This window comes from Thermostichus sp. OS-CIW-20, from assembly GCF_054061455.1.
Genome location: NZ_JBSSEF010000017.1, coordinates 37,344 through 51,302, shown reverse-complemented (window position 1 = coordinate 51,302; position 13,959 = coordinate 37,344). Strand labels below are relative to the sequence as shown.

At 57.5% G+C, this 13,959-nt stretch carries 13 protein-coding genes; 5 read left to right on the top strand and 8 right to left on the bottom strand.

Annotated elements, in window-relative coordinates; all coding sequences use genetic code 11:
• Nucleotides 1-136: 136 nt before the first annotated feature.
• On the bottom strand, nucleotides 137-562 hold the full coding sequence (locus ACVWXC_RS07845; RefSeq protein WP_011431031.1) for an arylamine N-acetyltransferase family protein: 426 nt from the start codon (nucleotides 560-562) through the stop codon (nucleotides 137-139).
• A 151-nt stretch (nucleotides 563-713) separates the two neighbouring features.
• Between ACVWXC_RS07845 and ACVWXC_RS07840 the strand changes: the two genes are divergently transcribed.
• Nucleotides 714-2,852, top strand: coding sequence for a polyribonucleotide nucleotidyltransferase (locus ACVWXC_RS07840; protein WP_011431030.1), 2,139 nt, complete (start codon nucleotides 714-716; stop codon nucleotides 2,850-2,852).
• 105 nt (nucleotides 2,853-2,957) lie between these two features.
• The gene (locus tag ACVWXC_RS07835) at nucleotides 2,958-5,042 is read left to right on the top strand and encodes a CHASE2 domain-containing protein (RefSeq protein ID WP_457391938.1); all 2,085 of its coding nucleotides are present in this window, start codon (nucleotides 2,958-2,960) and stop codon (nucleotides 5,040-5,042) included.
• Nucleotides 5,043-5,439: 397 nt separating this feature from the next.
• Here the strand turns inward: ACVWXC_RS07835 and gshB are convergent, their stop codons facing one another.
• Nucleotides 5,440-6,387 (bottom strand): glutathione synthase, encoded by a 948-nt coding sequence (gene gshB / locus ACVWXC_RS07830; RefSeq protein ID WP_457391943.1) that lies wholly within the window; start codon nucleotides 6,385-6,387, stop codon nucleotides 5,440-5,442.
• A gap of 218 nt (nucleotides 6,388-6,605) precedes the next feature.
• Between gshB and ACVWXC_RS07825 the strand changes: the two genes are divergently transcribed.
• A complete protein-coding gene (locus tag ACVWXC_RS07825; RefSeq protein WP_414401401.1) occupies nucleotides 6,606-7,334 on the top strand; it encodes a pentapeptide repeat-containing protein in 729 nt (242 codons plus the stop codon).
• 73 nt (nucleotides 7,335-7,407) lie between these two features.
• Here the strand turns inward: ACVWXC_RS07825 and rpmB are convergent, their stop codons facing one another.
• On the bottom strand, nucleotides 7,408-7,644 hold the full coding sequence (rpmB, locus tag ACVWXC_RS07820) for a 50S ribosomal protein L28 (protein WP_011431026.1): 237 nt from the start codon (nucleotides 7,642-7,644) through the stop codon (nucleotides 7,408-7,410).
• Between the two features lie 24 nt (nucleotides 7,645-7,668).
• Nucleotides 7,669-8,031, bottom strand: a complete 363-nt coding sequence (locus tag ACVWXC_RS07815; RefSeq protein ID WP_011431025.1) for a hypothetical protein — start codon at nucleotides 8,029-8,031, stop codon at nucleotides 7,669-7,671.
• Between the two features lie 187 nt (nucleotides 8,032-8,218).
• On the opposite strand from ACVWXC_RS07815, the gene ACVWXC_RS07810 reads away from it, so the two are divergent.
• A complete protein-coding gene (locus tag ACVWXC_RS07810; protein WP_099812909.1) occupies nucleotides 8,219-9,325 on the top strand; it encodes a dockerin type I domain-containing protein in 1,107 nt (368 codons plus the stop codon).
• 434 nt (nucleotides 9,326-9,759) lie between these two features.
• Nucleotides 9,760-9,936 carry a hypothetical protein gene (locus tag ACVWXC_RS07805; protein ID WP_457391933.1) on the top strand — a complete coding sequence of 59 codons (177 nt, stop codon included), beginning with the start codon at nucleotides 9,760-9,762 and terminating at the stop codon, nucleotides 9,934-9,936.
• 772 nt (nucleotides 9,937-10,708) lie between these two features.
• Here the strand turns inward: ACVWXC_RS07805 and ACVWXC_RS07800 are convergent.
• From ACVWXC_RS07800 to ACVWXC_RS07785, 4 genes are all read right to left on the bottom strand, one after another.
• Nucleotides 10,709-11,338 carry a biotin transporter BioY gene (locus ACVWXC_RS07800; RefSeq protein WP_457391931.1) on the bottom strand — a complete coding sequence of 210 codons (630 nt, stop codon included), beginning with the start codon at nucleotides 11,336-11,338 and terminating at the stop codon, nucleotides 10,709-10,711.
• 152 nt (nucleotides 11,339-11,490) lie between these two features.
• Entirely contained in the window at nucleotides 11,491-11,706 is a 216-nt protein-coding gene (locus tag ACVWXC_RS07795; RefSeq protein WP_414390416.1) for a phosphatase PAP2 family protein, read from the bottom strand.
• Nucleotides 11,707-12,403: 697 nt separating this feature from the next.
• Complete coding sequence (locus ACVWXC_RS07790; protein WP_457391929.1) at nucleotides 12,404-12,817, bottom strand: hypothetical protein; 414 nt, start codon at nucleotides 12,815-12,817, stop codon at nucleotides 12,404-12,406.
• A 111-nt stretch (nucleotides 12,818-12,928) separates the two neighbouring features.
• A protein-coding gene (locus tag ACVWXC_RS07785) for an IS5-like element ISSoc13 family transposase (RefSeq protein WP_457391927.1) occupies nucleotides 12,929-13,671 on the bottom strand; the annotation gives its coding sequence in 2 pieces (ribosomal slippage) (nucleotides 12,929-13,353 and nucleotides 13,353-13,671; 744 coding nt in all).
• Between the last annotated feature and the right edge of the window lie 288 nt (nucleotides 13,672-13,959).

Sequence of the window (13,959 nt, the reverse complement as noted above, 5' to 3'; positions counted from 1 at the left end):
ATATAGGGGGGCGGTGGGACTGCCGCTCTCTGGCTGTGGAGGATCCTGGTTTACCAGTCCGTTGAAGCAGCAACTCCGGGAAGTGATTCTCGGAAACTCCCGTCTACAGCCCGTCAGGGCTTAGCGGGAGAGGATGTCACGCCTCATTGCCGCAGTTCACCTGCAGGGCCAGATGGTCGCATTCGGGGCCAAAGTGGCCATCAGGCTCCGTCCGAGTAGCGTGAACGGCCCGGCTCACCTGTCCCGAGAGCAGATGGACCGAAAACCCCATCCCCTGCAGAGCAGCGGCCAGCAGGCTGTTCAGCTCAAAGCAAAAGCCGCCCCGCCGCTCTCGGACGATTTTTTGGAACAAAAAATCCCGCTCCAGGCGAATGGGGCGACCCCAGTGAATATCCAGATTTTCAAACGGCACCCGCAGCAGGTGGGCCAGGTGGATCTGGCGCAGGGTTTGCGGGGTGAGCTGGGTGGGGCCGACGTAGCCAATGCGCTCCAGGTAGGCCCTGATTTGGGCAGGCGTCAGCGGCTCTAGCATCAGCACGGGAGGCGGTTGGGTTGGCGGCAAGCGAGCATCTGGCCTACCCTAGCCTTGCTGCAGCTCCCTGGCCAGAGCCAGAAGAACAGTTTTTGGCGACGCCCCAACTCTCTCCCACCAGAGAACAAAGCAAAAAGAGAATGCTACGATAGCGGCAAGAAAAAAGAAGGCGAAGCGTTACATGGCGGAATATACTCGGTCGATTTCCTTTTACGGGCGGGAAATTGACATCAATATTGGGTTGATGGCTCCCCAGGCAGGTTGCGGAGTCTGGTTGACTTCTGGGGAAACTTCGGTCTTGGTCACGGCTACGCGACAAGCCGGTCGTGCCGGTGTCGATTTCTTGCCTTTGCTGGTGGACTATGAGGAGCGGCTCTACGCTGCCGGGCGGATCCCAGGAGGCTACTTGCGGCGGGAAGGTCGGCCACCGGAGCGGGCCACCCTGATCTCTCGTCTTATAGACCGGCCCCTGCGGCCTTTGTTCCCAGAATGGCTGCGGGACGATGTGCAAATCGTGGCCACCACCCTCTCGGTGGACGACAAGGTGCCGCCCGATGTGTTGTGTATTTTGGGGGCCTCGCTGGCCATCCACAGCGCTCGCATCCCCTTCAACGGCCCGGTGGCGGCGGTGCGGGTCGGCTTGGTTAAAGATGAGTTCATCATCAACCCCACCTATGCCGAGATCGAGGCCGGCGATCTGGATTTGGTGGTGGCTGGCTGTGCCGACGGCGTAATCATGGTGGAGGCCGGCGCCAACCAACTGCCGGAAAAGGACGTGGTCGAGGCCATTGAGTTTGGTTTCGAGGCCGTTCAAGAGCTGCTCAAGGCCCAACAGCAAGTTTTCGCCGATCTCAACATCACCCCTGTGGAGCTGCCCCCGCCCCCTCAAAATGAGGAGCTGGTTGCCTTTGTGGCAGAACACGCCCAGGAGGAGATTCGCTCCGTCCTCAGGCAGTTCCTGGATAAGACCAGCCGCGAGCAACAACTGGAGGCGATCAAGGCCAAGCTAGAGGCCCAGATCCAGGCACGGCCAGAGGGGGATCCCTTGCGGCTGTATCTGCTGGAAAATCCCAAGGAATTGGACAACCAGTTCAAGGCTTTGACCAAGAAGCTGATGCGCCAGCAGATCTTGCAGGAGGGGGTGCGGGTGGATGGGCGCAAGCTGGACGAGGTGCGACCAGTCTCTTGTCGGGTGGGCTTGATCCCACGGGTACACGGCAGCGCTCTGTTCAACCGCGGCCTCACCCAAGTCCTTTCCATCACCACCCTCGGCACCCCTGGTGATGCCCAGGAGCTGGACGATCTGCACCCAGTGGACGAGAAGCGTTACATGCACCACTATAACTTCCCCGGCTTTTCCGTGGGAGAAGTGCGGCCCTCGCGCTCGCCGGGACGGCGGGAGATCGGCCATGGGGCGCTGGCGGAGCGGGCCTTGGTGCCGGTGCTGCCCAAGGAGGAGGAGTTTCCCTACGTGGTGCGGGTGGTCTCAGAGGTGCTCTCCTCCAATGGCTCCACCTCGATGGCCTCAGTCTGTGGCTCTACCCTGTCTTTGATGGATGCCGGGGTGCCGATCAAAGCGCCGGTCAGCGGCGTAGCCATGGGCTTAATTAAGGAAGGGGACGAGGTGCGCATCCTCACCGACATCCAGGGCATCGAGGACTTTTTGGGGGATATGGACTTCAAGGTGGCCGGCACGCGGGCCGGGATCACCGCTTTGCAGATGGACATGAAAATTACCGGCATCACCGTGGATGTGGTGGAGAAAGCCCTCCTGCAGGCCAAGGCCGGGCGGGACTACATCCTTGACAAAATGCTGGAGGTTCTCCCGGCGCCTCGGCCCCAGTTGGCCAAAACAGCCCCTCGTCTGCTCACGTTCAAGGTGGATCCGGAAGATATCGGCAAGATCATCGGCCCTGGCGGCAAGATGGTGCGCAGCATCACCGAAGCGACAGGAGCCAAGGTGGACATCAGCGACGATGGCACGATCACCGTGTCCTCCTCGGTGGGCGGCCAGGCAGAAGCGGCTCGGGCGATGATCGAAAACCTGGTGCGGCGGGTGGAAGAGGGGCAGGTGTACCTGGGCAAGGTGACCCGCATCATTCCTATCGGCGCCTTTGTGGAGTTCTTGCCGGGCAAAGAGGGCATGATCCACATCTCGCAACTGGCGGAGTACCGCGTCAGCAGGGTGGAGGATGAAATTGCCGTAGCAGATGAGGTGGTGGTCAAGGTGCGCAGCATCGACCACAAGGGCCGCGTTAACCTCACCCGTCTCGGCATTAGTCCTGAGGAGGCGGCGCGGGTGCGCAACCATCACCCCTGAAGCTGCGGTTTTTCCCCAGCAACTGGGTGGGCAGGGATCCCCTCGCCAGCCGTTGTCAGCGGCCAAGATGGCAGAGGAGGCGCTCTTCAACCTGTTGGCCTCAACATGCCGAATCTCGCTTCTCCCCTTCTTGCTGGCCAAGAGCGTGGCCCTCAGAGGCGACTGTCTCCCTCCCGGCGGCGACTGGGCTGGGCCTTGGCTTGGGGCCTGGGGTGGGCCACCTTGCTCAACCTTTCTGCCCAGCACCCTTTGTTGCTGCGGCTGGAGAGCGACGCCCAGGAATGGCTCTATGCTTGGCGCGGCCCTCAGCAACCTTCCCCGGAGGTGGTGATCCTCGGCATCGATGGCCGCATTGATGAGCAGGGAGAAAGTGGTGATGGCCAGCATAATGTTGACTTTCTCTTGGAACGGGCTAACTACGCCGGCCTGACCTTGCGCCTTCTGGAAGAGGCCGAAGCCAGGGTGGTGGTGCTGAACCTGCCCAGCAGCTTTGTGGTGCCGCAGAATCTGGGCAACGAGAACCTAGATGCTCCCCTGCGTCAGGTGGTGCAGCGCTACCCGGATCGCTTGGTTTTGGCCACCCGCAGCAGCGAGAGCTTTGGACGCTCCGAGATCAACATCTACAACCACTTCTTGCCTTTTTCGTCCTTGCGCCTTGAGTATTTGGTGCCGCCAGAGCATGTTCAGGGGGTGGTGCAACACCGAGTCGACAGAACCGGGATCCTACGCCAGGCCCAGTTGCGGGGGCTCTACCTACGCCGCGACAGCCAGGAGGAGCAGATGTTCGCCTCGGTGGAGGCTCTGGCTTTTGCCAAGTACGACCCGGAGAAGGCTAGCCGCTGGTTTCGCAAGCGGGGCTTACAGCCGTTTCAGTTCAATCCCCTTGGCTCTCAGCACAGCATCCCCATCATCCCCATCGAACGGGTCTGTCCGCCGCTGATCTCCCAGACGGGATCCGGCTCCCCGACGCTCAGCCCCGGCCAAGCCTGCCGCGGCCAAGAAGGGATCCCGCCCCTCGACCCCAAAGTTGCCGACCAACTGCGAGACAAAATTGTCCTGGTCGGCTTTGTGGGCGGCTACCCGGAGACCTTCCCGGTGCGGACGGCGGATGGATCCCAGATTGCGGCAGTCGAGCTGCAGGCGCAAATCCTCTCGAGCCTGCTCACCGGAGAGGTGTACCGATCCCTGCCGGCAGGGCTAGCGGCGGGAGTTGTCTTCCTGCTGGGGGCGGGAACGGGCCTGATCTGGGTGCTCTATCGCCCCTCCCCGCGACGGAATTGCTGGGACTGGAAACAACAGCGCTCTCTCCTCTGGCCAGTGGTGGGGCTGGTTGCTTATGAAGGGTGGGCCGTGACCCAATTTTTGCTGTGGCGTTGGATTTGGCCGCTGACCTTGCCGGCTTTGGCCGTCGGTCTAACGGGGGTGAGCCTGCTTCTGACCTTGGTAATCTTGGAGAACCAGGAGCGGCTCTTGGCCCAGCAACAGGAACTGGAGCGCCTGCGCCGGGCCGAACAAGAGGCTGCTATCGACCAAGCCCGCAAGCTGCTCTACCGCATTGCCACCGACATTCACGATCGCGAGCTGCAGGAGCTGAAGGTGGTGATGGACGAGCTGGAGAGCTTGCAATGGCAACAGCAGCAGGGTAAGGATCCCGATCCTGCCATTTACGATCGTCTGCTGGAACAACTGGAAAGGATCGGGCGAGGCATTCGCGAGCAGCTTAACGATGTGCGCACCCTGGCCACCAAGCTGCGCATTTCCCCCAGCTTGCGGGAGGGCTTGCACCGGGGCATCGACACCTATCTGGACGAGCTGATTCGGACGGGCAGCCTGACCTTGCCTGTGGAGCGCCACCTACAACCTCTGGAGGAGCCCAATACCGGCGAGTGGTTCGACCAACGGGAGGACATCTTGCGCTTTTTGCGAGAGGCCATCGGCAATGTCATCGCCCATGTGCAACCTCCCAAGGGCAACGCCTCCTTCGTCAAGGTGTCCTTGGTGCAAAAGGAGCGCCACTGCTGCTTGTCGGTCATCAATGACGGCGTAGAATACGCCCCCAGCCCCGGTGGCGGCTATGGCAGCAAAGCCATGAATACCATTGCCCGCTACCTGCCCAAGGGCTCCTGGCATCGCACCCACACTCCGGAAGGCCATACCTACGTCGAGCTGCACTGGGAGATGCCGCTCTAAAAGACTTAGACAACAGCGGGCAAAAGGGAACTTTTGTCTGTGCTTCAGCGACTCCTACCTAGCTGGTCGCCCAGCCCCGGCAGACCCCAGGCGTAACTTCCCCCAGAGCTTGAGGTACAGCCTGCTAAAGAATCAAGAGGTACAGTAGCAACACTTAGCAAACCCACTTCGGAAGCGGATAGAGGTCTTACCTGCCTGATAAGCTGTCACAACTCTTTGCCGTCAATCCAAAGAATGGGTTGGCATCCCCTCCTCTCCTGCCTCTTGAATACCTGTACCCTATTTTTAACAGGCTGTAGCATCGATGCTCTTGCGAGGGAGCTCAAAGGGGGAAAGTGACTGGAGAGGGTATCTGTTGGATAATGCCCAGATTCCTCGGAAGAGGGCGTGGGGCAGTTTACGCTTTGATGGGCACTTTCTTCTCCAGCCACTGGGCCACTTGATCGGCCAGATCAACCCCTTCTAACTGGCAGATCTCCCGCAGCATAGTTGGGCTGGTGACGTTAATCTCTGTCAGCCGTTCCCCGATGACATCAATTCCAACAAAATAGAGTTTCTCCTGCCGCAGCACTGGCGCCAAAGCCGCGCAGAGGGCCCGTTCTTTTTCAGCAATCTCGGTTTTCTCCACCCGACCCCCAGCGGCCACATTGCCACGGAAATCCCCCTCCCCAGGGATGCGATTGACGGCGCCCAAAGGCTCGCCCTCCAGCAGCAAAATGCGCTTATCTCCCGCTGCTGCCTGCGGCAAATACTCTTGCACCATCACGGGCAGCCGGCCAAACTGAGTGCTCAGCTCGATCAAGGAATTGAGGTTTGGATCGCCGGCATTGACCCGCAGGATCCCTTCCCCACCCTTGCCGCCCAGGGGCTTGAGCACCGCCTGCCCCACCTGCTCGATGAATTGGCGGAGCAAGGCCTTGCTGCTGCTGACGCAGGTACGCGGGATCCACTCTTTAAACCGCAAAGCATAGAGCTTTTCGTTGGCGGAGCGGATCCCGGCAGGATGGTTGAGCACTAGGGTGCGGCGGGGGGAGAGATGATCCAGAAGGTAGGTGGCGTAGAGATAGGCCGCGTCCACCGGCGGATCCTTGCGCATCCATACGGCTTGCATCTGGCTCAAGGGCAACAAACGCCGTTCTTTGACTTCGTACCAGGGATCCGCTCCTAGATCCAACACAATCTCCTCAACGGATCCCCAGGTTTCCCCTTGATCCCAGTAGAGGTCGGCCAATCCAAGGCAAAAAATGCGGTGGCCTCGTTTCTGCAGCGCCTCCATTAGGGCAACGCTGGTGTCGTGGCCCACCTGCAACTGAGACAACGGATCGACAATGAAAGCTACCTGCATGAATGGTTTGAGCAACGAAAAGCTGCCCTGAGTATGCAACAAATTGGAGCGGATTGCTCCGGGCAGGAAGTTAAACCGATGCAGAGCCGTCTTTAACATCCCCTTAACCCTGACCAGCGAAGCAAACGTTAGCTTAGTTAGATGAGATCCCTGTTAGACCTCAGTGTTTCGGCCAGGTTGACCAGGTTTCTGGCTCGCCTGTGAGGAATGGTCTGTCTGTGAGTGTTCCTTCTCCCCAACCCTCCGAGCCGGTTCGCATTGAAACCACGCGGGACTTGCTAGCAGCCCTGCGAGAAGGGCGCTCCCTGCTGGGTGCCAACCTCGAAGGCGCCTACCTCTCGCGGGGCCTGTTCGACCGCATCCAGATGCCCAAGGCCAACTTGACGCGGGCCAACCTGCGCTCGCTCAGTATGCAGCAGGCAGATCTGCGGTTATGCAACTTTCGCCGTGCCGAGCTGGAGCGGGCCAACTTCGCTGCCTCCGATCTCCGGGGATCCAGCTTCAGTCAAGCCCTGGGAGACTACAGCAACTTCACCGCTGCCAAGCTGGACAAAAGCAGCTTTCAGGGGGGACACTTCAGCCATTCCATCTTTCGCGAGGCCAGCTTGGTGGCTGCCAACCTAACGGAAGGCAACTTTTTTGCCGCCGACTTTCGCCAAGCCAACCTCTTTCGCTGCAACCTCTCCCAGGCCATCCTATCCAGTTGCCAGTTGCAGAATGCCAACTTTGACCAAGCCCTCCTGGTGGGGGCCAACCTCCAAGAGGCCCAAATTGAAGGGGCCAGCTTTGTCGGCGCCGACTTTACCGACGCCAAGCTCTCGGACGAAATGCGCAAGTTCTTGATCGAACGCGTGAGCGGCACCAACGAGCTTACTCAGCGGGACACCCTCAACACTCTGCTGGCGGGGCTCCAGCCCAAGTCACGCAAACTGTTTGGATTGCTGTGAACTGTAGCCAGGGCCACTCTTGCGCCAGCCCCAGCAGATCGGTTTTCAAGAGGTCAAGGCAGCGGATGATCCCTCAAAATTGGTTGAGGTCGATTCCAGCTTCGCGGGCCATGGCCCCTATCCCTTTGGCCTTGAGGGTTTTCAGTGCCTTGGTGGAAAGGCGCAAACGAACAAACCGCTTGCCCTCCTCCCACCAGATGCGTTTCCACTGCAGGTTAACCTCCTGCAGACGCTTGGTACGCCGGTGGGAGTGGGAGATGGCGAAAGCGTTGTTGCGTTTTTTGTTGGTCAGTTGGCAGCGACGTGCCATGAGATCCAAGGGAACTCAGCTTCGCTATTCTATGGCCTCTTTTTGTCGAGCAGCAAGCTGCAGCTGAGCTTGCAACTGGGCTAGCTCTGTCCTCAATTGGTCAAAGGTTTGTTGGCAATGGTTGACGCTTCTCAGGGGCAGCTCTTCGTTTTTGGCGATGCAGGTGACCTGTACAGATCCGTCAGCGGCTTGGCGGGTGCGATCCACAAACACCTCTACCGTCACCAGTTTGGCGTAGGGATTTTTTCCAGGCGGCTCGCCGGCCACCCAGTAGTCAGGGCTGTTGTGTAGGACAGTAAGCTGGCAACGCTCCAAGACAGCGCGAATCGCTTCGCTTAACTGCTCGGCTGAGCCCATGAGCTGGGTAACGCAGGAGTATCGAGCCATAGGAGAAGCAAGTCACCACGGTTATCCTACCACCAAGTTTTCGGCTCCTGCAGCCAAAGGCGGGCGAGCAAAATTGCGTTTAAGAGTACTTCGCACCGGCTCGGCCAACCCTGCTGTGGGGGAGTAATTGCGTTAAAACATAAGGACATAAAGAGTGCCTTTCGGCTCTTTCCCCAGGAGAGTTGTGATGTCTAGGGTCTCCTGTTTAGCCCGTTCTCTCTTGTTGCTGGGATCCCTGGCTCTGGGTTGGATAGACCTGTCTTCTGCCCAAGCGCAGCCCTTTCAAGCAGGCGATCTGGATGGGGATGGTCGTTTGACGGTGCAGGATCTCAACCTGTTGGGGGCCTATTTGCGGGGAGAACGGGAGTTGACCGACGACCAGATCCGGGCTGCCGATGTCGATCAGGATGGGCGGATTACAGAAGCCGATTGGCAGGTGTTGCAGCAGCGCATTCAGGCGGCCACAGATGCACCCACCGGCCAGGTGCAGTTGGACTCGGCCTACTCTGGGCAGGTGGTGGATCGCCTGACAGGGCAGCCTTTGGCCGGGGTGGAGGTGGCCATTCCGGGGGCAGGGATTTCGGTGCGCACCGATGCCCAAGGGCGGTTTCGCCTGCCGGGGCCGCTGCCGGCAGAAGAAATTTTGGTGGCGCGGCTGGAGAACTATTTGCCCTATTCCCAGAGCACAGGCAACGGACAGACCGGCGGGGATCGGCCTTGGCAGTTGCAGTTGGAGCGCTGGGATCCCAACGCCACGCTGGTGCTGGAGGCCAATGTCATCCGCCTGGGCGATAACCAATATTCTCCAAAGTCGGCGGCTGCCGGGCAATTTCTGGCGCCTGCCCAAGGGGTGGAGATGACCCGCTCCTTCAGCCTAGACCGCCTGCCGCCTCGCCCACCGGTTTTGCGGCTTGGATCCCTGATTGGGTTGGATACTGCCGCTGCCTATCGGGCCGGCCAGTCCCGCATTCCCGGCGCCAATATGTCTCCCATGCGAGTGCTTTTAAACGGAGTGGAGGTGGAGCAAATCCACTTGGGGGGAGACGACCTGCGCATCCCTCTGCCACTAGAGCATCTGCGCCTGGGGCTGAATACGGTTACCTTGCGCACTGGCAAAACGGTGATCCAGCCTGGCAGGATCGCCGGCGGATCCCGGATCAGTATCCCTCTTTTGGGTGGATCCCTGGATATCTTTGTGCCGCTGGGGACTGACACAATCGGCCAGGACGGTGGGGCTTGGGTGGACTATGACGATGTGCAGTTGGCCAATGTCACGATCGAGATCCCCAACTAAATGCCCAGGCTAACTTGCGCTGGCTAGGCCGCGGGGATTTTGTTGCTCAGAAGCTTGCCCGAAGCCTTTTCGACAGGCCTACTGGGCCCTGACGTGTTGACTTTGCGCAGCTTGGTCTTCGGTTTAGTAAACCTGTTTTTAAATTGTTATCCTGCTGGATGGAAAGCGACTGTGGAGCTTATTTCTAAAGCCGTTCCCAGAGGAGTGGAAAGCTCGAATTACTGAAAGTGTGCGGCGGAATTTTTGGGATTTTTCTGGGGTTGAGCCGTGTTGTCGCTTTTCTTCGCTATTTCAGCTTTTCCAGTGTTTTTAGTACTTCGGATCCCTTCAGCTCTAACCTCATCGATGATTACAGGTTTATTTGATTTAATTCCAGGTATTGGAGCCACTATTGGGACTAGCCTAATTGCTCATATTGTCTTATCACAGAGCGTATGGCTCTCTATCCAGTAATTTGTATCTCCCTACAACAAGTAGAAGAGAGCTTACTCCTGCTTTGCGTGATGCAGGGATCCGTCAATATCAACCCTGTGATCATGTTTTTCTCTTTGTTTGTGAGCGGTACTGTGGCCGGCTTGTTGGCGGTGTTCTTGGCCATTCCGGTGACGTGAGTGTTGATCAACTTACTTGAGTAAAAGGGCATCCAAAACGGTGATCTCCGCTTCCAGATTGCCCTTCAGGTTTTCCTCTACACCACCGGGGATCAGGAGCTGTTTTACCAGCGCTACGGCCAGGCCACCCAGGAAACGGTGATCCAGTTTCTGGCTTTTGATAGGGTTGGCTTGCTAAGTGTTGCTACTGTACCCCTTAATTAGGCTGTAGCACTGGGTTGAACAGCTTGGCTCTATCCTCTGATCTACTGCTCCACATGTTCTTTTAGGGCAGTCCATCTTTTACTTCCGTGTCTTGAAAACTGTTGGTCTTAGGTTTTCTCGGCTCAGCCAGCGATAAACCGTTAACGACTGACTTCGTAAATCTATGCGGCTATTGTCGGGCTGTCCCCTTCCTTAACATACCCTACAACTCTCTCCTAAGTCTGGGCTGTGGCTCGTGGAGTTGCCTCTTGGAGTCTGCTCCATACCATCTTATCTCTAACAGCGTTCCACCCTCAGCCAAATTGGCTATAGCAAGTCAGGGTCAGCCCTATCCCACCTTTTTTATAAAGCCGATAAAAAAAGCCCCATAAAGGGGCTTGTCGCTCAGCGACTTATAAAACTCTAGAGCAATATAGGGAAGCGCTCCATTGAATCTGTTGCTTTAAACACCGTTTTGATCACAGTCACTAGAATCTCAGAAAAAAGGCCAAACTGCGGCAGATATCATTTTTTTTTTAGATTTTCGGGAGGCTGGCCCTACACCGATCGGGCTGCTGTTGGGCAAGCCCTAGCTTGAGGACGACTTGGGATCCGCTGTCTCCCGCCCCAGCCAGCGCCAAGTGGTGGGCAGCAGGGCTGCTGCTAGCACACACTTCAGCAGATCGCCGGGGATAAAGGGGAACACGCCTTTGGTGAGCACGGCCAAGACGGAAGTGGGGCCGACATTCTCGTTCAGCCACACCCCCAGCCAGGTGGCTCCCAAGACGTAGATCAAAACCGAGCAGGAGAGCATGGACGCGGCCATCTTCCAAGGGCTGCGATCCACCCCCCAGCGCTCCACAAACCAGCCCATCAGCCCTGCGGCCAGGGGAAAGGCCAGCAAGTAGCCCCCTGTCGGTCCGGTTAGGTGGCTGAGCCCGGAGCCGCCGCCGTTGAAGAAGGGCAACCCCAAAAGCCCCTCCAGCAGGTACAGCAGCAAGGCGAGAAAGCCCAACCTCGACCCAAAGCCTGCCCCCACCAGCATCACGCCGAAGGTTTGTCCGGTGATGGATACTGGCGTAAAGGGCAAAGGGATCCGCACCTGCGCCAGGGCCGCTACCAACAAACTTCCCCCCAACACCAGCATGGAATCCCGAACCCAGGAAGGACGGGTCAGAAGGGTTTGCGCCAAAGGTGTGTGAACAAAAGTAGCAGTCATAGGATATTTGGGGCGCTGAGATACAAGAGATAACAGCCCTTTTCCGAGATCCGCTGACCCATCCCAAAAGCTTTTGGCCAGAGGCTGCAACTAACCGGCAAAGGGCCTTATCTGGGTAGTATATCGCAACCGGAGGATTCTGTACCTATGCACTACCTTGCTTGGCCGCGGCCATTTGTCTGGCGCATCCACTGAATCCGCAGAAGGGTGAGGCAAAAGATGAACCACAAAGCCCCCAGGCTATACCCCGCCAGCAGATCGCTGGGCCAATTCAACCCCCAGTCGGCCCGGCTGAAACCGATGAAGAATAGGATCCCCAGCACTCCTCCAGCGAACCAGCGCCGCTGAGCAGGATAATAGCTTGCCACCAGATAGCCCAAAAGGCCGTAGATTACCGTTGCTGCGATGACCTGTCCACTCCGACAGGATGGGATCCCAAAGATCTGGGCGGGGGCGAGAAAAGGTAGGCTGCAGGATCCCGGCGATCACGGCAGCTCCTAAGGCTGCAACCAACAGTCCCCAAGCCGTCCGTCTTTGTTGGCTGCGCCAGAGCAAAACCCATCCCCAGGCGGTCAAACCCACCAGCCCAATCGGATGCCCTAACCCCCACCCCACCCAAGCCAAGGGATCCAGCCAAGGGCTGGCCCGCTGCAGCCATTGCAAAATCCATGCATCGATGGCTTGACTGGAGGGCGCCAGTCCTTGCAAAGCCAGAGTCAGTCCCCAGAGGACCAGAGCCGAGCCGAGGATCCCGCCCAGGCCCACGGTTGCGCTCAGCAGGGTCAGGCTCGGCGAAACCCGTCTCACCCAGAAGATGGCGAGCTTTTCGGCGGAGTTGGGTTTCCGCACAGGCGGCGCGATGCACCTCGATCTGGACGGGGGTTGTGCCCACCACTTCTCCGTCGACAACCACCTTCTGGGGTGGGTTCGTCTCAACCCAGATGCGGGAAGCTTTGAAGGTGAGGATCCCTTTCAGCTAGAAACCGCAGGAGCCCCGCCCCCCTGCCCCCGTATACGGGGGGTTGGAGCGTGGCCAGGATCTCGGCAAGTTGCACCGGTAAGGGATCAGCTCTTGTTATTCTTCTTCTTCTTGTTCGGGTCGTCGGGATGCTGGCGATCTTCTTCGAGGAACATCAAACTGTGAAGACGAGCTGAGCGGTAGTCGGAGAGGCGCATCGCAAGGGAAGCCCAGGCTAATTTGCTGCCCAAGCCGGACTTCTGGTACAACAGGGAGGCGACGGGAGCGACGCCGACGGCCTTGGCATCGCGGATGGCAGCCAGATCGGCGCTCAAGAAAACAAACTGCCAGCCGTCTTTCTCTGTTTTTTCTTTGATCATCTTCTTGACTTGCTCTTTGCGGAACTCGCGGCTGGCGTTCTCTTGGCCATCGGTTACCACCACCATAACCACCCTCGCAGGGCGATCTGCTTCAGCGAGTTGGCTGAGGCCGCTTTCCAAGTCGGTGATGCCGCGACCCATGGCATCTAGCAAAGGGGTAGAGGCCCGCGGCACATAGGTCTCGCGGGTTAGCTCGGGAACTTCGGCGATGGGCTTGAAACGGTGGATAACTTCCTAGGTTGTGTTGATCTTTCATTTGAGCCAAAAGAGAGCACTGACGAGATAGAGAAAACTCAAGAAGTTCCTGGCCAATTTGTCAAAACGAGAAAATAGATGCCGGTACTGCTTTAACTTATGAAAAAAGCATTCGATTAAATGCCTATCTTTATACAGATGCTTGTCATAATGCCGCTGCGTCTTTCTATTCCTTTTAGGCGGAATAACCGCTTGAGCTTCCCCTATCTTCTCAATCAACTTATCCGCATCATATCCTTTATCCCCAATTACTTTGGTATCCTTTCTCTGCCAGCCCTCTATCAATTCTTCCCCTTGAGTAATATCGCTCTTTTCTCCGCCAGTTATTCTCAATTCCAGCGGATTTCCCAACCCATCTACACTCACATGAATCTTGGTGCTGTATCCCCCTCGGCTTCTCCCCAAAGCTTGCTCCCCTTTTTTCCGGCAGCACAGGAGTGCGCTCGAACCATGGTTGAATCAATAATGAGATGCTCTAAATCAGGGTCGTCAATAAAATACTTGAACATCCGTTCCCACACTCCAAAACGACTCCACCGGTGGAATCTTTGATAGATGGTGTACCATTTGCCATATCCTTCTGGGAGGTAGCGCCAAGGAGCACCGGAACGGGCTATCCAAAGAACTGCTTCAATAAACTGTTTGCAGTTTGCTTCTTTCCCAATGTTAACTCTCTCTTCTGTCTGTAAAAAAGCCAATATCTTCTGCCATTTGTTTTCATCTAAAAAAACCAACTTCATCCTCTTTCATCTATAAATTATTCTCTCTATCCTAACATAAGATCAACACGACCTAGGGATCCTGCGAGTCAAACTGAACCAAAGTGAGGGTGGCAAACCCTGGCTCTGCCCTCTGCTATGGTCACCGGCCTCCTGTAGGAAATCTAACTTGGGACTTCTGCCAGCGACCCGTTTGTGAAGGATTCTGTGCAACTATTTGCAAAGGTTATCAGCTTGATGGGCTTTGATAAATCCTTGTCGGCGCAGAGCCCTGAGAGAGTATCTTGAAGCGTCAAACGGCAGTGAAAC